The organism is Paenibacillus sp. FSL R7-0345, assembly GCF_038595055.1.
Taxonomy (GTDB): Bacteria; Bacillota; Bacilli; order Paenibacillales; family Paenibacillaceae; genus Paenibacillus_AQ.
This window is the reverse complement of the sequence record NZ_CP152002.1, coordinates 4,758,204-4,777,766: the sequence shown is the minus strand read 5'-3', so window position 1 is coordinate 4,777,766 and position 19,563 is coordinate 4,758,204. Positions and strand designations below refer to the sequence as shown.

General features: G+C 50.3%; 19 protein-coding genes. 14 read left to right on the top strand and 5 right to left on the bottom strand.

Annotated elements, in window-relative coordinates; all coding sequences use genetic code 11:
- Positions 1-76: 76 nt before the first annotated feature.
- Both NST84_RS20725 and NST84_RS20720 read right to left on the bottom strand, forming a co-directional pair.
- Complete coding sequence (locus NST84_RS20725) at positions 77-454, bottom strand: VOC family protein (protein WP_342562042.1); 378 nt, start codon at positions 452-454, stop codon at positions 77-79.
- Between the two features lie 202 nt (positions 455-656).
- Positions 657-809 carry a DUF1540 domain-containing protein gene (locus NST84_RS20720; RefSeq protein WP_342562041.1) on the bottom strand — a complete coding sequence of 51 codons (153 nt, stop codon included), beginning with the start codon at positions 807-809 and terminating at the stop codon, positions 657-659.
- Positions 810-1,204: 395 nt separating this feature from the next.
- Here NST84_RS20720 and NST84_RS20715 point away from each other — a divergent pair, with 395 nt between their 5' ends.
- Both NST84_RS20715 and NST84_RS20710 read left to right on the top strand, forming a co-directional pair.
- On the top strand, positions 1,205-2,269 hold the full coding sequence (locus tag NST84_RS20715; RefSeq protein ID WP_342562040.1) for a DUF4349 domain-containing protein: 1,065 nt from the start codon (positions 1,205-1,207) through the stop codon (positions 2,267-2,269).
- 135 nt (positions 2,270-2,404) lie between these two features.
- On the top strand, positions 2,405-2,815 hold the full coding sequence (locus tag NST84_RS20710) for a GNAT family N-acetyltransferase (RefSeq protein WP_342562039.1): 411 nt from the start codon (positions 2,405-2,407) through the stop codon (positions 2,813-2,815).
- 113 nt (positions 2,816-2,928) lie between these two features.
- Here the strand turns inward: NST84_RS20710 and msrB are convergent, their stop codons facing one another.
- Together msrB and NST84_RS20700 are read right to left on the bottom strand one after the other, a co-directional pair.
- Complete coding sequence (gene msrB, locus NST84_RS20705; protein ID WP_342562038.1) at positions 2,929-3,906, bottom strand: peptide-methionine (R)-S-oxide reductase MsrB; 978 nt, start codon at positions 3,904-3,906, stop codon at positions 2,929-2,931.
- 104 nt (positions 3,907-4,010) lie between these two features.
- Entirely contained in the window at positions 4,011-4,631 is a 621-nt protein-coding gene (locus NST84_RS20700) for a VTT domain-containing protein (RefSeq protein ID WP_342562037.1), read from the bottom strand.
- A 132-nt stretch (positions 4,632-4,763) separates the two neighbouring features.
- On the opposite strand from NST84_RS20700, the gene NST84_RS20695 reads away from it, so the two are divergent.
- From NST84_RS20695 to NST84_RS20650, 10 genes are all read left to right on the top strand, one after another.
- Complete coding sequence (locus NST84_RS20695) at positions 4,764-5,705, top strand: Gfo/Idh/MocA family oxidoreductase (protein WP_342562036.1); 942 nt, start codon at positions 4,764-4,766, stop codon at positions 5,703-5,705.
- A gap of 18 nt (positions 5,706-5,723) precedes the next feature.
- Entirely contained in the window at positions 5,724-6,047 is a 324-nt protein-coding gene (locus NST84_RS20690; protein ID WP_342562035.1) for a hypothetical protein, read from the top strand.
- Positions 6,048-6,173: 126 nt separating this feature from the next.
- Positions 6,174-6,491, top strand: a complete 318-nt coding sequence (locus NST84_RS20685) for a helix-turn-helix domain-containing protein (RefSeq protein WP_249899790.1) — start codon at positions 6,174-6,176, stop codon at positions 6,489-6,491.
- 252 nt (positions 6,492-6,743) lie between these two features.
- Positions 6,744-7,466 (top strand): hypothetical protein, encoded by a 723-nt coding sequence (locus tag NST84_RS20680; protein WP_342562034.1) that lies wholly within the window; start codon positions 6,744-6,746, stop codon positions 7,464-7,466.
- A gap of 200 nt (positions 7,467-7,666) precedes the next feature.
- Complete coding sequence (ric, locus tag NST84_RS20675; protein WP_342562033.1) at positions 7,667-8,398, top strand: iron-sulfur cluster repair di-iron protein; 732 nt, start codon at positions 7,667-7,669, stop codon at positions 8,396-8,398.
- 155 nt (positions 8,399-8,553) lie between these two features.
- Complete coding sequence (locus NST84_RS20670) at positions 8,554-9,249, top strand: hypothetical protein (RefSeq protein ID WP_342562032.1); 696 nt, start codon at positions 8,554-8,556, stop codon at positions 9,247-9,249.
- A 262-nt stretch (positions 9,250-9,511) separates the two neighbouring features.
- Positions 9,512-11,941 (top strand): nitrite reductase large subunit NirB, encoded by a 2,430-nt coding sequence (gene nirB / locus NST84_RS20665; protein WP_342562031.1) that lies wholly within the window; start codon positions 9,512-9,514, stop codon positions 11,939-11,941.
- A 27-nt stretch (positions 11,942-11,968) separates the two neighbouring features.
- On the top strand, positions 11,969-12,310 hold the full coding sequence (nirD, locus tag NST84_RS20660; protein ID WP_342562030.1) for a nitrite reductase small subunit NirD: 342 nt from the start codon (positions 11,969-11,971) through the stop codon (positions 12,308-12,310).
- 30 nt (positions 12,311-12,340) lie between these two features.
- Positions 12,341-13,132, top strand: a complete 792-nt coding sequence (locus tag NST84_RS20655) for a formate/nitrite transporter family protein (protein WP_342562029.1) — start codon at positions 12,341-12,343, stop codon at positions 13,130-13,132.
- Between the two features lie 89 nt (positions 13,133-13,221).
- Positions 13,222-13,713: an NUDIX hydrolase gene (locus tag NST84_RS20650; protein WP_342562028.1), complete on the top strand. Its 492-nt coding sequence runs from the start codon at positions 13,222-13,224 to the stop codon at positions 13,711-13,713.
- Positions 13,714-13,846: 133 nt separating this feature from the next.
- Here NST84_RS20650 and NST84_RS20645 read toward each other — a convergent pair whose 3' ends face one another.
- Positions 13,847-14,563, bottom strand: a complete 717-nt coding sequence (locus NST84_RS20645) for a Crp/Fnr family transcriptional regulator (protein ID WP_039879110.1) — start codon at positions 14,561-14,563, stop codon at positions 13,847-13,849.
- 414 nt (positions 14,564-14,977) lie between these two features.
- On the opposite strand from NST84_RS20645, the gene NST84_RS20640 reads away from it, so the two are divergent.
- A complete protein-coding gene (locus tag NST84_RS20640) occupies positions 14,978-17,284 on the top strand; it encodes a glycosyl hydrolase family 65 protein (RefSeq protein ID WP_342562027.1) in 2,307 nt (768 codons plus the stop codon).
- Positions 17,281-19,563, top strand: a complete 2,283-nt coding sequence (locus NST84_RS20635) for a glycosyl hydrolase family 65 protein (RefSeq protein ID WP_342562026.1) — start codon at positions 17,281-17,283, stop codon at positions 19,561-19,563. Before NST84_RS20640 ends, NST84_RS20635 begins: the two co-directional genes overlap by 4 nt.

The window sequence follows — 19,563 nt, the reverse complement described above, 5'->3', positions numbered from 1 at the left end:
AGAGTGAAAAGCATCTGAGTATGCCGCATGGACATAATAAACGCCACCACATTGCTGTGGTGGCGTAATTTTTATGTTATTTCTGAATAACGGCAAAGTAGTTATTCTCATCATCGGCAAAGTTGAATACCCGGCCCTCCGGCATGTCTACCAGATCCCCGACCGTAATCCCCTTATCCTGAAAATCCTGATACAGCCCGTCCAGGTCGTCAGTGTAAAGTATAATGGAAGGTGTGCCAAGGTGAAGCTCCGGCTGCATTTGGGCGATAAGCTGCTTGTTATGAAGAACAAAGGAGGTCTGGGCGCCTTCTGCCGGCGAAATCTCAATCCAGCGCAGGCCTTGTCCGTTGTCATTTTCCGAAACCTTGATAAACCCGAGCTTCTCTGTCCAAAAGCGTACTGCCTGGTCCTGATCATTTACATAGAGCATAATTTGGCCGATTTGCTTGATCATCATTCACCCTCCGGATTTGTTTATCGTGAAAGCGTAAACCCATTGTACGGTGATTCATCTGGGTTTGCAATCATGCCGCATCACAGGGGGCTGGCCTTGAAGTAAAGATTTTTTCACTAAAACACTTGATAATAATTATCATTCTTGATAAAATGAGAAACAGAAAAGAAGGAACCGTGGAGGGTCCCTTCTAAGGTATTACTTATTTGCTTTCGAATGTTTTGCAGTCTGTTTCCTCAGAGTGCTTCGGCTCCTTGGAACTGTGATAAGCAACGAAGATTGTTTCAGCGCTACATTTGTTCTCTTCAGCCCAGTAGGTGCAAGAGTTTACTGCACACATAACGTCTTTTGCCATGAGGGTCACCTCCCCTTATAGTAGATTATCAAGTTGTCAGTGCACAATAGCATGTCCTGTTCAACAAGGTGGAGCTTGTCCGAACAGAACCGTACCCTTATTCTTAGGAATATAGGGTATTTGGTGTATCTTGTCTTGTTAGACACGATCATTGTAGCAAAAAAAGCGAATTTGCGCAAACAGGATCATCCGGTGATGGAGGGTCTTTTTTTATGTCTATTTTGTTGATTATGGGAAAAAGTTTAAATAATAATGGGCTTTGACGGCCTCCTCCTGCAACCTTCCAGCATTTGGAACGTCAAATGGGTAGGCTGATCTGCTGAAAAACAGACAGAAGCGGAACGGCTGGTTGTAGAGAACAAAAGAAGCGGAATTTCCACTACACTTTTGGAGGAATGAGTATGCGCAAAAGGGGTCTGCATTACTTAACAGGATTATTGGTTTTGGCGGTAACACTGGCGGGCTGCGGTTCAGGTGACAACAATTCGGCAAGTGATAATGCAGCGGCGGATAAGGGGACAGCCAGCGAAGCCTCAACGCAAGCAGCGCCTGCAGCTGCAGAAACGATGGAGTACGGCGGTTCAGCAGACTTGGACCTGAATCAGGCTGCTGCGGACGGCAAGGCAGCAGTGGTAACCAGCGGCAGAAGTACGGCTGATAAAGGCGCAGCTTCAGGACAGCAGGCACAGGGCGGCACGTCGGAAACATCCGGGTTCAGCGGCGTTGACGTGGCAGCCGGACTGAACAAAAAGCTGATCTACAAAGCGAACCTTACCATGGAAGTAGAGGATTACGGTGCAGCCCAGTCGGAAGTACGCAACCTGGTGACACTGGCTGGAGGCTATATTATCGGATTTACCGAGAATATGACTGACTACGAAAAAGGCGGTACTTTTGTGCTGAAGGTGCCGGCGGCCGGATTCTCCCCGTTTCTTGATAAATTAGAGCTGATTAAGAACGAGGGGGTTCAGCGGAGCATTGAAGGCCAGGATGTATCGGAGGAATATGTAGATCTGGAATCACGGCTGAAGGCCAAGCAGCTGATGGAAACCCAGTACATCGATTTTATGTCAAAAGCGACCAAATCCTCGGATCTTGTAGCTTTTGCCAATGAGCTTGGAGCGATCCAGGAGTCCATTGAGCAGATCAAAGGCAGAATGCGTTATATCGACCAGAATGTATCCTTTTCTACAGTAGAGCTGCGGCTCTATCAGACGGACTCAGGCATTGTTGATATCCAGAAAAAGGAGCAGGGTCCGCTGCTGACACGGGCATCCGATGCGCTCTCCAAGAGTCTGCATGCCTTGTCGGTAACGTTCCAGTGGCTGTTTGTCTTCCTGGCTGCAGCCTTGCCGATACTGGTTGTATTTGCGGTCGTTGCTGCTGTAGTGCTCATTATACGCATGCGGCTTAAAACCAGGGTAACGGCTGCTCCGGTCAAAGAAGAGGATGACAATTGAATTCATAGTTAGAAAAAAATGCAATTGACCCTCCGGATTTTTTCTTTGTGAAGAGAAGTGGTGCAGAGGATTGCCGGAGGGGATTATATGCTGGTTACGTTTGTGCAGCTATACTGCAAATGGAGGGAAAGGGTTTTGGTTGATTTGATTTTTCTTAATAAACTCCCTGAGGAAAAAGAATATTACGGGCTCTATCAGTCAACAGGCTGGGATCCGGAAGGCCGCTGGACGGCAGAGATGCTTCAGGAATCATTGATAAACAGCTGGTACATATTGAGTGTTGTAAAAGACGGAAGACTTGCAGCATCCGGCAGGATTGTATCAGACGGAGTCATCCAGTGCATTATTTGCGATGTGATCGTATTACCCGATTTTCAGGGCTACGGGATTGGAAGTATGGTAATGGAACATTTGATCAGCCACTGTAAAGCAAAAGGTATCCGCTGGATTCAGCTGTCTGCAGCAAGCGGCAAAGCAGAATTTTATGAACGGTTTGGTTTTGTGAGGAGAGCTGCTGATGCACCGGGGATGAGTTTGTTTCTGTAATGGCTTAAAAGGACATGCCCATAAATAAAGCCTCCGCCACGTTTATTAACGGGCTGAAGGCTTTTTATATGGGCTAATTTCTGCTAATTGAGGTCAGACTCAGCTTATGCGTACTAAAATAGCACACGGTACTCCCCGTAGCCTTCCTTTTCCAGATCTTCCTTAGGCACAAAACGCAGAGCAGCTGAATTGATGCAATAACGCAGACCGTTTTCACCCGGACCGTCAGTAAAAACGTGTCCGAGATGGGAGTCGGCGGTTTGGCTGCGCACCTCGGTGCGGATCATCAGATGGCTGAGATCTGTCTTTTCTTTGACAGCATAATCGCGGATCGGGCGGGTGAAGCTGGGCCAGCCGCAGCCGGAATCATATTTATCCGTAGAGCTGAAGAGCGGTTCTCCCGAAACGATATCTACGTACAGACCGTCACCATGATGGTCCCAGAACTCATTGCGGAACGGTGATTCAGTCGCATTATTCTGTGTAACCTCATACTGCAACTGAGTCAGGCGCTCCTTGAGGCTCTGCTTGTCCTCGCTATGCTTCCAGTGATTTTCAATAAAAGCTTCCCGGCCGGAGCCCTTGCGGTAACGCTTGTAATGCCCGGGGTTTTTGCGGTGGTAATCCTGGTGATATTCCTCTGCCGGATAAAATGGCTTGGCGGGCAGAATCGGCGTTACAATCGGTGCCGAGAAACGTCCGCTGGCTGCCAGTGCCGCTTTGGAAGCCTCGGCTTCCTGGCGCTGCTCTTCGGAATGATAGAAGATGGCAGTGCCGTAAGAAGTCCCGCGGTCATGGAACTGTCCGCCGGCATCTGTCGGATCAATCTGCTGCCAGAACAGCTCCAGCAGCTTGCTGTATGGAAAGATTTCAGGGTTAAATGTAATTTGTACCGCTTCTACATGTCCGGTTGTCTCGGAGCATACCTCCTGGTAGGTCGGGTTAACCGTGTGACCGCCCGTATACCCGGAGATAATCCCGGCAATGCCCGGCAAGTCTTCGAACGGGGATACCATGCACCAGAAGCAGCCGCCCGCGAAGGTTGCTTTTTCCGTCTTCGAGCCTATATGTTCAGATTGAAATTCACTCATTAATATCCCTCCATAATATGGAATGCAATTAAATAGATCAAAATTTAATTAACTATATTATAAAACAAATAAGCACAGTCTGCCAACGTCTCCGGCGGGCGGGATTACTGTTCTTCGATCTTGGTCTTAGCCTGTATGCGCAAGGACCATCCGGCTGCTGCCAATACTGCTGCATACAAGGCCAGTGCTGCAATAACGCTACCGGGGTGACCGGACAACCTGCCTCCGAGAAACGCATATAAGGCAATGCCCGGAAGCTTGCCGATACCGGATGCCGCCAGATAGCTCCAGAAGGGCAGACCTGCGGCCCCGGCATAAATATTTACCGCTGTTTGCGGAACTACTGGAAGCAGCCTGGCTAGAACTATGGAAGCGAACGGACGCCGCTGTATAGCTAAAGTGAATTTATGGAGCGCCTTCACAGAAGCCAGATAAGTTAAGGCGCGCTGCTGAAACAGATATTTTACAATACCGTACATGGCCGCTGCCGCAACAGTTGTGGCACTCCAGCAGATTACCGCCGCCAGGAAACCGCCATACATATATCCGAACAAGCCGATAATCAGCTTATACGGCATGACCGGAAACAGTGCCAGAAGCGCAGCTGCAATAAAAGCCAGAAAAGGACTGTGATCCTCTCGCAGCCAGTCCAGCAGATCATATCTGTAGATAAACGCGAGAATAATAACCGAAACATACAGGAAAACCGTTAACCCTTTTCTCATTTCTACTATGCCCCTTCGCAAGCTGATCCTCTCATCATACTGAAAAAAAAGTAATTAATGAAGCAAAGATCATTGTCGCGGCGTGATGTCACGGTATAATACATCTATACGACATGTAAAGGAAGATGTACTATGAATACTCCCGTACGTAAAAAAGTCGCGATGATCGGGATCGGCGATATTGCCCGCAAAGTATATCTGCCGCTGCTGTCCCGTCACGATCAGGCAGAGCTGGTCGGCGTGCTCAGCCATTCGCCGGTTACAGTGCAGGGAGCGGTCCGTTCCTACCGTTTGCCTAAAGGGACAACGGATCTGGATGAGCTGCTGTCCTGGGACCTGGATGCGGTATTTGTGCACAGTCCCACTACAACCCATTATGAATATGTGACAAAATGTTTGGAGCACGGGTTACCGGTTTATGTAGACAAGCCGTTGTCTTATGAACTGGAAGAATCGCAACGGATGACGCAGCTGGCTGAGGACCGGGGGCTGCTGCTTGCTGTTGGCTTTAACCGGCGGTTTGCCCCGATGTATACGGCAGCCAAGGCCTGGCTCGAGAAGGCAGGCGGCATCAGCCTGTGCCATGCCGTCAAGCACCGTACCAGCCTGCAGAATGGAAGCAGCAGCCATGAGACGATCCATGATGATCTGATTCATATGCTTGATCTGCTGTTGTGGCTGTGCGGTAACGATTATGAGCTGCTCAAAAGCAGTCTCAACTCCGACAGTGAAGGCAGGCTGCTGCAGTCTTCCGGAATTCTTGGCTGGAAACGGGGGGTTACCGGGATGTACAGCATGGTCAGGGATGCAGGGGCTGATATTGAGAAGCTGGAGCTGCACGGCAGCGGGAGATCAGTAGAGGTAACAGATCTGGAACGGGTTGTGTTATATGAAAAAGGCTCACTGCCGCGCAACCAAAGCTTTGGTAGCTGGGATACGGTGCTGGAGCGCAGGGGATTCAGCGGAGCGGTCAAGCATTTTTTAAGTACTATTCATACACCGGAGCAGTGTAGCATTTCTGCATCCGCCGTACTGCCTGGTCACAGGCTGGCGGCAGAGCTGACTGCCAGATAAACAGAGAGGAGCAGGAACATGGACGATTACCGTAAATCAATGGAGGAACAAATCATCGAGAGCTACAAGCGGGATGAAGAAATGATGATCCTCGTATTTGCCCAGTGGTGCGTAAACAACAAGCTGGACCCGCATGCCCTATATTTGCAGGCTTACCCGCAGCAGGAGGGGAATGCTGCACTCGGCCGGGCGCTTGCGCTGACTGTGCCTGAAGAAGAAGCCGGAGATATTTCGGATGATACGGTTCTCGGGGTTCTGTCGTTGTACGGTAACGATGATCTGGCTTACGTAGTGACCGAAGCAATCGCCCGGCGCAAGCCGCAGGAAGGCACAGGGGATTGACACTACGGATATAATAAGGTAGGGCTGATGAATTTTTTTTGGCGAAACGATGTTCATTATGCTATAAATATGTTAAAATTATATATACTAACTAATAGTAAGCTTTACAACTGAGAGGTGAGAACAATGGAAGAACATCAGATGACGATGTGCCCAAGATTCGAAACGGCCTTCTCTTTCTTAGGCAAACGCTGGAATGGACTTATTATCCAGACATTGATGAGCGGGCCGAAGCGCTTCAAGGATATCTCCGGACTGATTCCGTCAATGAGCGATAAAATGCTGTCGGAACGGATGAAGGATCTGGAATGTGAAGGCATTCTGGTAAGACATGTGTATCCTGAAACGCCGGTACGCATCGAGTACGAATTAACGCCAAAGGGCCGCGCGCTTGAGCCGGTCATGCAGCAGATTCAGTCCTGGGCCGAGAGCTGGGTCGAGTAGTCCCGCTACTGTAGTCCTGATGATAGCCCCTTTATCCTTTATGGAAAGAGGGGCTTTTTCAACAGCGTGGAGGAAAATATTAGATTTTAACAAAATAAAACTTGCACAATGAGTGTGGAAATGTAATATAATAGGAAAAACTGGTGAGGCCAGCCTGTCTAACCGCTGATTATGATGTCGCAGGGAATAAGAGTGAAAGCGCAATCAATTTGTGGAGTCCGTTCTGCACAACATTTTTAGGAGGCGAGGAAGATGAAAACCACCTTGTTTTCCCGGGAAATAACCTATGGAAAAAAGGATGTTGCCGAACTGGAGACCGCTTCGATTAAAGTGCAGCTTATTTACGATAAAGCGCTATTCATGCTGCACGGCCATCTTCCCGGCTCCTTGTGGGATTCGTGGATCGGCGTGCCCTATGAAATTATTTCCTCATTATATAAAGGAGATAATGACAGCGGTAGTGTGTTTCAGAAATGGATTCAGAGTCCAGCCGGCTGGAAGTGTATCGGTTGTGAGCGGCATTGCCTGGAGCCGGCGGATGCTGCAAAGCGGGCCGCAACAGGCCGGCAGCGGCTGTTCACTTTTCATAACGGAATAAGGCAGAGCATGGTGTTACAGGCGGTTATTTGGTCACTGTATGAGAATACGCTGCTGTTCCAGCATTATCTGGGCAGTGACGCTTTTCTGGATGGGGACGATCTGGATACGATATCGAGCTATTTTGTGCCGACTTATGTCAGCTCATTCCGGCTGATTGAGAACGGCAAGCCTTTCAAAGAATATAAGGAAGATCATATACAGGTGTATCAGGAATGGATATCCGCCCCTGATCTGGTGCTGCAGTGGAATGGAGGGCTGACGGAAGGCCGTTGGATGACCGGTGTGTATGTTGACCATTCCAGGTTCGCCGGGCTAGGTCCATATCTGAAGGACGCACAGGGGAAGCGTACGTATATGCGGGCAACTATTCTGTAGTCAATTTGATGCTGATGGATTGCCCTAAGCACTCCTTTCCAGGGGTGCTTTTTATGCTGCTAAGCTTCATTTCTTTTTGAAATAAGCGTTCAATAAAATTTTATTTATTTAGTGCGTAAAATCACAAGCCGGGGTTTGGCTAAGCGTTATTGTGTAGAGGTAAGAAAGAACCTAGACCAATAACAAAGGGAGGGCCTATTATGACGGCCAATCAACTAAACCATACAACAGAACAGCTTAGCTTCAGCGGTGAAGATTTTGTAAGAGATATCGTACTGCAATTTCCGAAAGCAGCAGATTATTTCAAAGGACAGCGGATCGACTTTTGCTGCGGTGGCGCCAAGCCGCTGGCTGAAGCAGCCGAAGAAAAGGGTCTGAATGCAGACCAGCTGCTCGGAGATCTGCACAAGCTGGTAGAGGAGCATCCTGTACTAGAAGAAGATACGAAATGGAATCAGGCCTCGTCCCGTGAGCTGGTTGAGCATATTGTGAACAAGCATCACCGCTACCTCCGTGAAGAGCTTCCGCAGATCAGCCAGAACGTAACCAAGGTCTTCCGTGTCCACGGCGATGATTCCCCTCATCTGGCTGAAGTGCACCGTCTGTTCAACCTGCTGCGTGAAGATCTGCTGAAGCACACAGCACAGGAAGAGGAAGTGGAATTCCCTAAAATGCTGGCTTACAGCGAAAATCCAAGCGAGCAAAAATTGGCTGAGCTGCATGAACTGCTGCACAATCTGGAGCAGGAGCATGATGGGGCCGGCGAAATTCTGCGTGAGCTGCGTGCGGTTACTAATGACTTCACCCCGCCGCCGCATGCCTGCACCACTTACCGTCTGACCTATGCCCGGCTTGAAGAGCTGGAAGGCATGACCTTCGAGCATGTACACCTTGAGAACAACAACCTGTTCTTGCGTTATCAACAAGCATAAGCAACGTCTGCTGTTGAAAAAGCCCCTTGGGGGGCTTTTTTTATTTGAGAAGCCTGTCCATTTACGTTATCCTTAAATAAGATGAATACATAACAACTACAGGCCTGTGAAAATGCTGGAAGCTGTGTTCAGGCCAAAGAAGGCGGTGCCGGTAAATGACAGTGAAGTTGCTGTGGCGGGTTTGTCTGGGACTCATGCTAATTGTGATTGCCGGGGGCTGTAAAGCCCTGAACGGGAATCTGGAGGTAAATAATGCTGCTGCCGGTGCTGTTCAGCCAGTGTTCTCCCTGAAAGTAGGGGACACGGATCTGACCGGCAGCTCAGGACGGCAGATCAGTGATGCGTATAAGCCGGATATCACTGTTAAGGAACTGCTTGATGCCAGCAGCCTTGTCACTTTTGCCGGAGACGGCACTTCTTTGTTGACTGTAAACCACATATCGCTCAGTCCTGACATGGACTGGGAGATTCAATTAAGCGGCAAGCCCGTTACTGATCTAAGCACCGTGGTAAAGCGGGAGGATACAATCCTGATAACAGCTGAAGCTGTACAGGACACTCCGCTCCGACCGGTTATACTGACCGTCAACGGCGGGAGCGGCCAGCCTGAGCTGACCCACTCCTATGTCATCCCATATACCGAGGATCTGACGGTGCGGGGGATGCTGAAGAGCAGCGGCCTGGTTCATCTGGCCGAAAACAACAGGACACTGCTTGCTGTCAAAGAATACAAGCCGCTTTCAAATGAAGAATGGAAGCTGAAGCTGAATGACAAGACACTGCTGGACAGCGGCATCGATATGAAGCTGAGAATCCAGGATGAGCTGGAGATTTCACTTGTTTTGCGGTAAGGGAAGAAGGTCAGGTGCAGATGGTTTTTATAGCCAGGTTTCTCTATACGCCGGTGGCGGCTACTGAGAAACCTGGCTGCTTTTTTTGCAAACTTTAAGTGTTCCACTGATCAAATGTAAGCTAACATAACATGTAATATTGTGAAAACATTCACAATTAATGTGATTCTAATCACAAATGCCATTTAAATTTAAAATGTATAATTCAGATACGAGATAGAAAGCAAAAGGATTTTTTAAAAGCTTCGGGGAGGTTTTAACAGTGAGAATGGAGAGACAAAAGTTAGTATTGATAGGCAACGGGATGGCAGGCGTAGGGACTATTGAACAGATTTTGAAGCTGGGCGGCGCTTATGATATTACGATCTTCGGCAGTGAGCCTCACCCCAACTATAACCGGATTATGCTGTCCTATGTACTTGAAGGCAGCAAAAGTATTGAAGATATTATTCTAAATGACCGCCAGTGGTACGCAGATAACAACATTACCCTGCATACAGGAACTACGGTTGTAAAGATCGATGAGGAATCCCGCCAGGTTATCGCAGATAACGGACAGGCTGTTCCTTACGATAAAGTCATTATTGCAACAGGCTCCAACTCCTTCATTCTGCCTGTTCCAGGCAGCACCAAAGAAGGCGTGGTGGGGTTCCGCGACATTGCTGACTGTGATGCCATGCTGGCGGCGGCCAAGCAGTACCGTACAGCAGCAGTAATCGGCGGCGGCCTGCTCGGGCTTGAAGCGGCAAAAGGACTGGTTAACCTCGGCATGGATGTAACAGTAGTGCATCTGCTTGAGGATCTGATGGAGCGCCAGCTTGACCACACCGCATCGTCGATGCTGCAGGCAGAGCTTACACGCCAAGGTGTGAAGTTCGCGATGGGCAAGCAGACAGCGGAATTGACCGGAGATGAACGCGTTAACGGACTAAGATTCAGTGACGGCACCGAGCTGCAGGCGGATTTTGTGGTTATGGCAGTAGGCATCAAGCCGAATACCCAGCTGGCCAAAGACAGCGGCATCACCGTAAACCGCGGGATTGTCGTTGACGATTACCTGCAGACTTCGATGGAGAATGTTTACTCCGTTGGTGAATGTACAGAGCACCGCGGTACCTGCTACGGTCTGGTAGCCCCATTGTTCGAACAGGGAATGGTATTGGCGAAGCACCTGTGCGGAGCAGCTACCCAGCCGTATGAAGGTTCGGTTGTATCGACTAAGCTGAAAATTTCCGGCGTGGATGTCTTTTCGGCAGGTGAGTTTACGGATACACCGGAGCATACTGTTATCTCTGCCAAAGATGAGTGGAAGAGAACCTATAAGAAGATTTTGCTCAAAAATAATGTGATCGTCGGTGCGGTACTGTTCGGTGATGTAACCGAATCTGCTAATCTGCAAAAGCTTGTGAAACAAGGCACAGAGATGACGGATGAGATTTACAGCGAAGTAATGGGAACCGGCTGCTGCGGCAGCGGGGGAAGTGCCAAAAAGGGTATGTCCGTAGAAGCGATGGCTGATGAAGAAATCGTCTGCGGCTGTAACGGGGTTACCAAAAAAGCGATTGTCGATGCGGTGACAGAGAACGGCTTTACAACTGTTGATGAAATTAAAGCCTGCACCGGAGCAACACGTTCATGCGGCGGCTGTAAGCCGGTTGTTGAACAGATCCTCCAGTTCGTGCTCGGTGACAGCTTTAAAGAGAGCGCCAAAGCCGGAATCTGCGGCTGTACCTCGCTCAGCCGTGATGAAATTGTTGCTGAGATTACAGCGAAGGGACTCAAGACTACCAAGGAAGTTATGAACGTGCTGGAGTGGAAACAGCCTGAAGGCTGCTCCAAATGCCGTCCGGCCGTCAACTACTACCTGGGCATGATTTATCCGGACACTCATGAAGACGAGAAAGAATCACGTTTTGTCAATGAGCGTATGAGCGCCAATATTCAGAAGGATGGTACCTTTACAGTTGTTCCGCGTATGTACGGCGGTGTAACTACACCGGAAGATCTGAAACGGATTGCTGATGTATCCCTGAAATATGATGTGAAGGTAGTGAAGGTAACCGGCGGACAGCGTCTGGATCTGATTGGTGTCAAAAAAGAAGATGTGCCTAAAGTGTGGGAAGAGCTGGATATGCCATCCGGTTATGCTTATGCTAAATCCCTTCGTACTGTTAAAACCTGTGTCGGCAGCCAGTTCTGCCGTTTCGGAACCCAGGATTCCATGGGAATGGGCGCACTCCTTGAGCGTAAATACGAACGGCTTGATTTCCCGGCCAAGTTCAAAATGGCGGTTAACGGCTGCCCGCGTAACTGTGCGGAATCATGCACCAAGGACATCGGTATCGTCGGCAACGACGGCGGATGGGAAGTATTTATCGGCGGTAACGGCGGTATTAAACCGCGTATTGCAGATTCCTTCTGCAAAGTGAAGACGGATGAAGAGCTGATCGAAGTGTGCTCTGCTGTAATGCAGTTCTACCGTGAAACCGGCAATTATCTGGAAAGAACCTCGGAGTGGGTAGAACGCATGGGTCTTGAAAAGATCCAGAGTGTCATTCTGAACAACGAGGAGAACCGCAAGGAGCTGGCGGCACGGATTGACTTTGCCCTGGCCCAGGTGTCCGATCCATGGGAAAAAATGCTGAAAGACGAAGACACGCGCAGCGCATTGTTTGAAAAAGCACAGCACTAATACGGAAGCTCAGGAGGAGAGAGAACAATGGAAAATACAAATCATGAGTACACGATTGGGACGGTTCAGCATTTCCTGCCGCAGATCGGGCGTGTAATCGGCTGCGGTCCTGTGGAGCTGGCTGTGTTCAAAACCTCGGATGGCCAGATTTTCGCAGTGGAGAACAAGAATCCTCATCCGAAGGGCGGTCCGCTCGCGGAAGGAATCGTATCCGGACATTATCTGTATGATCCGCTGTATGACTGGAAAATTGATCTGCGCAGCGGAGAGGTTCAAGCTCCTGATAACGGTACGGTAGCGACATTCCCTGTTACTGTAGACGGTGACAGCGTGAAGGTTACCCTGCAGGGCACTTTGATTCAAAGCTAAATTTAAGATAAGAAACGGCGGGGTGGAGAGATGTTTACGCAAAGTGTCGAGAACATCGTAGAAGCAGCAGTCAGCAAACGGGATAAAATGAATGAAAATTTGCCGCGGTACTTTTTGGCCGCACTGCTGGCAGGGGCATATGTCGGAATCGGAATTATTCTAATTTTCTCATTGGGGGCACCGCTGGCGGCGATTAAATCGCCGTTCCAGCCGCTCGTAATGGGCGCTTCCTTTGGGATCGCACTGACCCTGGTTATTTTTGCCGGCTCGGAGCTGTTCACCGGGAACAATATGTTTTTTACCGTAAGTACTCTTGCCGGAAGAACTTCAGTATGGGATACGGTCAAAAACTGGGTGATCGTCTTTATCGGTAATGTCGCCGGTGCCATAATTCTTGCACTGTTAATTCAAGGAACTGGGTTATTTAAGGCTGCCCCTGCGGAGCATCTGATCTTCGCGGCCGCCGCCAAAAAAATGACGCTACCCTTCTCGGAGCTGTTCTTCCGCGGTATTCTCTGTAACTGGCTCGTCTGTTTGGCGATCTGGATGTCCTCGCGTGCCAAAAGTGAAGCCGCCAAGCTTGTGCTCATCTGGTGGTGCCTGTTCGCTTTCATCGCCAGCGGCTATGAGCACAGTGTAGCCAACATGACCCTGCTTAGCGTAGCTGTCCTGCTGCCAAACCACCCCGAGACCGTTACGATAGCCGGCTGGCTGCACAACATGATTCCGGTTACGCTTGGCAATATCATCGGCGGCGGCTTGTTCGTCGGCGCAGCGTACTGGCTCATCTCTCCTGTCCGCAACACATTCAGCAAACGTTAAGGTAGTACTGATAAACTGTCCTGAGGCATTAGCCTTCAGGACAGTTTTTTTGTTACACTGGGGATATCCGGTGCTAGGGGGAGTAAGCAATGAAGAGCTTTAATCATTTTGGAGTGTACGGGATCTGTATAAGGGACGGTAAACTGCTGCTCATACATAAAGGTAGAGGACCATATACAGGAAGATATGATCTTCCCGGCGGAAGGCTGGAGAGTGATGAGGCGCTGATAGACGGCCTGGTGCGGGAATTCAGAGAGGAGACCGGACTGTCCGTATCCGTGAAGAACAATCTGGGCACCTATGATTTTTTTGTACGGTATCAGGAGGATTTCTATACGCACATGCATCACATTGCGGCACTTTATATGGTCGAGGTCAAAGAGGACCAGCAAGCAGCTCCAATCGAAATGTTCGCCGGGCAGGATTCACTTGGGGCAGTGTGGGTGGAGCTTGAGGAAATCTCTTTGGAGTTGGCGTCACCTGTAGCGGTGCTTGCAGCCGAATGGTTAGCCGGAGGGCGTTTGCCAGCTGTAGCGGGCGCTTACGATCAATGGGAAATGAAGCAGCCACTGGAGACGTAATGGCAGTTAAATCTACTTAAACACAGAAAAAAAGACGCGTTAACGGCGCCTTTGACCACTCTATTGTATTATTCATAATATTTGGGCCAGAACTGTTTCAATGAGGAGAATAGAGGGTATTATTACTAGGAAATTAAATCCGGCAAATTTCGTTAGGACACATTTCGCAATGGCAGATTTCCTGCAGCATGCCAAGATCCTTAATGACAATCATGCCATTTTCGTATTCAACAGCATCTTTTTTACGCAGATCGCTCAGCATCCGGTTAACACTCTCACGGGTAGCGCCAATCATGTTGGACAGATCCGTATGCGTAATCTTTTTGTTGATCAGGATGTTGTCGCCATTCTTCTCGCCATAGGTATTGCCAAGACGGATCAGGGTGGAGCAAAGGGCGCCCGGTTTGCCGTACATCATCAAATCACGGAATTTCGTCTGCGTGAGACGGTGGTGAATGCCCATCCACTTCATGAAATCAATTGCGAAATCGCAGTGCTGGCAGATCAGAATTTCCAGATCCTTTTGTTCAATCACGCCAACTTCGCTTTCTTCAATAACTTCTGCAGTGAAGCTGTGCTTCGTGCTGAAGAACGGGTCGGCCTGGCCTACCATATCACCTGCCTGATACATATAAAGAATAAGTTCCTTGCCTTCGTCTGTAGATTTGGTCAGCTTCACGCGTCCACGTTTGATATAAAACAATTTATCCGAGTAGTCGCCTTCCCAGAACAAATGTGATCCTTCAGGGACCATACGTTCCTTCATTGTAACGAGAAGTCTGTTGAAATTCTGTTCGGAGAAACAGTTTGTATTTCCGTGGGCTTCGATAACATTGTAATGTTCCTTTATCATAATCGATATCCCCTTTATTCCCTCAGTTTTTCAGTAAATTTTAAATTAATTATACATGTTAATTCCTCATTATGGTTAAAAAATTTCGCGAAAAAGTGTCGAATTTTTAACATTGTGATAATTTTCACTTCAAACCTGTGAGATTTGATATGTTTTTGCCTGCCCAGGGATAGAAAACATAATTAACGTCTATTATAACAGCCGATTCCCATTTTGCACAATTGTTGGGAGACGGTTTTTTTGTGTTGTCTGCCGCAAAGAGACATTTCTTATAGATTATATTGTGAAATACGGATTTTATTCAACTCCGTAAAAATGCACATAACTCCGTTACAGCCTGACATTGGAACGGAAAGGTGTGAAGGGTACGCTTATGGCGGGCATTTATTAACGGAGAAGGAGAAATCATTCATGGCTAAAGTAGCAGATAAATATTTGACGGTCGATCCGTGGGCGGTAGTGGAGGAAGGGTTTGACCCGCTACGGAACAGGGTTTCGGAGTCCATATTTTCGCTGGGCAATGAGTATATGGGAGTGCGCGGCTATCCGGAGGAGGGCTACTCGGGGGATACGCTGCTGGGCAGCTATTTTAACGGATTATATGAGGAGCATGCAATCGGCAACCACTATAAAGGAATTATCCGTTCGCTGCGTTATATGGTGAATGCGGTGGACTGGCTGTATACGCGGATTAATGTTGACGGTGAGCAGTTGGATCTGGCCCGCAGCAAGGTGGAGAATTTCAGCCGCAGGCTGGATTTCCGCACCGGCACTTACCGCCGTGAATTTATATGGATACTGGAGGGCGGCAAAAGGCTTAAAGTAACGTTCACCCGGCTGGTCAGCATGACGATGTCACATCTCGGGCTGCAGCAGGTGGCTTTTGAGCCGCTTAATTTCACGGGTGCGGTGCAGGTGTGTACAGGGCTGGATTTCGGGGCGGTCCATGAGGAGCGGGGCCGGAGTATGTGGAAAAGTGTGCGGAGCGTTACGGCAGATGGTGTTACGGCGGTTATGGCAGAGACGCTCACTACGGGTAACAAGCTGTTCTCGGGGTTTGTCCTGCAATCGCCGGCTAAATTGGATCTGTCACTGTCAGCGCGGGAGCGGTTCATCGGACAGTCCTTCACGCTGCCTTTAATAGAAGGAGAAGAGATTCATTATACGAAACTTACTGTAAACTGTAAGGACACCGCGGGCATGTGTACTCCGGAGCAGCTTTGGGAGAAAGGCCTGAAGCTTGCCGGGGAGGCAGCAATGCTTGAGGCGCCGGAGGTCTTCGCTGCTCAGGCTGCCTATTGGAACGGGGTCTGGGAGACCAGCGATATTTGTATTGAGGGGGATGAGGAGAACCAGCAGGGCATCCGGTTTTGTATTTTTCAGCTGTACCAGACCTACCACGGAGATCATCCGGGCTATAACATCGGAGCGAAAGGACTGACCGGCGAGGCTTACCGGGGACTGGCCTTCTGGGATACGGAATCCTACTGTCTGCCTTTTTATATGTTCAACAACCCGAAGGCAGCTAAGAGCCTGCTGGAATTCCGCTATAGAACTCTGCCGGAGGCCCTGCAGCGGGCCAGGGAGGTTGATTGTGAAGGCGCCTGCTATCCGATAGCGACCATCGACGGAACCGAAAGCTGCGATCTGTGGCAGCATTCCAATCTGCAATTGCATGTCGGGACGGCTGTCGCCTATGGTATCTGGCACTATGTTAAAAATACGGGCGATAAAGAGTTCCTGTATAGCAAAGGTGCCGAAATGCTGATCCAGATCAGCCGTTTCTATGCTACCCGGGGACAGTCGGGGGCACGTACCGGGCAATACGGCTATTATGGCGTAATGGGTCCGGATGAATTCCAGCTGATGGTGAATAACAACTGCTATATCAATCTGATGGCCAAAAAGCTGTTTGAGTACACAAACGATACGCTGGCAGAAATGCGGGAAAGTGTGCCGGAGCGTTTCCGTGAACTGGCTGCCCTGACTGCGCTCCGTGAAGAAGAGCTTACGGACTGGGCCGGTAAGGCGGAGAATATGAAGATTCCGGCTGACCCGGACAGCGGGGTGTATGAGGAGCATGACGGATTTTTCGATATGCCGCATATGGATATCCACTCCATTCCGGTGACGGAGTTTCCGCTTTATTCAAACTGGTCCTATGACCGGCTGTACCGTTACGACATGATTAAGCAGCCGGATGTGCTGATGTTTATGTTCCTGTATAACAGCGAGTTCAGCAGGGAAGCCAAGCTGGCCAATTATGAATATTATGAGCCGCGCTGTATTCATGAATCCTCGCTGTCCCCGTCCATTCACTCCATTCTCGCCAGTGAGCTCGGCAAGCATGAGGAGGCATACCGTTTCTTCGAATTCGCCACCCGGCTGGATCTGGATAATTACAACCGCAATACGCGTGAGGGACTGCATACCACCTCGATTGCTGCAGCGTGGATGAATATCGTTTACGGGTTCGGCGGTATGCGTTCAGACGGGGAGCGGCTCAGCTTTAACCCGGTGCTGCCTGAGCGCTGGACGTCCTACAGCTTCCATATACAGTATGAAGGAGTGCTGATCCGTCTGGCTGTTGCACAGGAGGGAGTGCAGGTCAGGGCGGTTTCAGGAGGAAGTACAGAAATTATTGTGTATGGACAGCAGGTGAGTGCTGGTCCCGATATTGTAACGCTCCCGCTTGCTGAAGGGCTGGTGGCCGGATGAGCCGCATGGTAGAGGACCGGGAATTCAGCCGGGAGAATATCGTTACGAACGGTAATAAATATATGACCGGAAACGGCTATATGGGCTGCCGCGGAACGCTGGAGGAATTCGGGAAGGAGCAGCTTGCCGCACTTACGCTTGCCGGTGTATACGATCAGGCCGGAGGGAAATGGCGGGAGCCGGTAAATGCGCCGAACGCGCTGTTCACCAGACTGCGCTGTAACGGTGAACGGCTGGGTGTACTTGATACAGAGCCGCTGTCCCACAGGCAGGAGCTGGATCTTTCTGCGGCGTTGCACAAGCGCGGGACGGTATACAGCATCAGCGGAGGCGAGCTGGCCTTTACCGCCGAGCGCTTCGTCAGCATGGACCAGCTGCATGTGCTGGCTTCCCGGCTCTGCCTGGTTGCCACGGCAGATTGCCGGATTGAGCTGGAGACGGGGATTGACTCTGAGGTATGGGATATTAATGGTCCGCATTTATACGGACTGCAGGAGCAGCGTACAGAGGGAGTCCATCTGTGCACAGCGGTTACGGGTGAGCTGGGTCTGCAGGTGGCGGTAGCAGAAATGACCGTGTACGGATTTGAGGCGCTGGAAACGGCGGGTGAGGGTGCACGGCGGTTCATTGCATTTGACGTTAAGGCCGGTGAGGTTTATGAATGGTTTAAATACGCTGCTGTCTATACGGAGCTGGACTGCAGCGACCCGGACGTACTGGCCATGCAGAATGTCCGTACTGCAGAAGCGGCGGGGTATGGGCAACTGCTGGCAGCCCACCGTGAGGCCTGGGCAGAACGCTGGAAGCGGAGCGACTGCCTCATTGAAGGGGATGACGCCGCTCAGTTTGCACTCCGATACAGTATCTATCAGCTGCTGATTATTGCTCCGACCGGATCGGAGAAAGTATCCATTCCGGCCAGGGGGCTGTCCGGACAGGTATACAAAGGCGCTGTATTCTGGGATACGGAGATGTTCATGCTGCCTTTTTTTCTGCACAGTGACCCGGGTACAGCCCGAAATCTGCTGATGTACCGGATTCATACACTGGACGGCGCACGGCGGAAGGCGGCTGAATACGGCTATCTTGGCGCCTTTTATGCCTGGGAGAGCCAGGACACCGGCGATGATGCCTGCACGCTTTTTAATGTAAACGATGTATTTACCGGCAGGCCGATGCGTACCTATTTCCGTGATAAGCAGGTGCATATCAGCGCAGATGTGGTTCATGGAATCCGGCAGTACGTTTCCTTTACCGGGGATGATAGCCTGCTGGCTGACGGCGGAGCGGAAGTAATCTGGGAATGCGCCCGTTTCTTCTATTCCTATGCCTACTATAATCCGGTTAAACAGCGCTATGAAGTTCTTGATGTTACCGGTCCCGATGAGTACCATGAAAGGGTCAATAACAATGCCTTTACCAACGCTCTGGTGCGTCGGACGCTGGAGGTGGCGCTTGAGTGCTCGGAGCTGCTGCAGGCCAGGTTTCCGGAGAGGTATCAACAGCTGGCAGGGCAATTCGCAGGCGGTCCGTTTCTGAAGGAGTTCCGGGAAATGCTGGATAGCTTCTATGTTCCTCAGCCTAATCCTAATACGCTGCTTATCGAGCAGTTTGACCGCTACTTCGGGCTGGAGGATGTTCCGCTGGCCGAACTGAAAGCACGGCAGCTTCACCCGAATGAGTACTTAGGCGGCGGAAACGGGCTGGCCACAACGACCACTATTCTTAAGCAGGCAGATGTGGTGCTGATGCTGAATCTGTTCAAAAGCTTCTTCTCAAGTGAAGTCAAACAGGCGAACTGGCAGTACTATGAGCCGCGGACCGAGCACGGCTCCAGCCTAAGCCCGTGTATATATGCGCTGGTTGCGGCAGATATCGGTTCACCCGACTGGGGCTACCCCTACTTTATGCGGACCGCGACTGTGGATTTGACCGGGGAATCCAAGCAGTATGTCGGCGATCTGTACATTGGCGGAACGCATCCGGCTGCAAACGGCGGAGCCTGGATGGCGGCGGTGCTCGGCTTTGCCGGCGTGCAGTTTGACAGGGAGACGCTGCAGGTGAAGCCTGCGCTGCCTGAGCAGTGGACGGCAGTGGAGCTGCCGCTGAGCCTGCGCGGGGACAGCTTCCGGCTGAGGGTCAGCCGGGAAGAGATAACCGTCAGTGCTGCAGCAGGCAACCGGGGCGCGCTTAAGGTATGTTCGTCCGGCAGTGCAGAGCAGCTATGCCGGCCGGGAGCAGTGCTGACGCTAGGGACTGCGGATATCAACTTAAAGTAA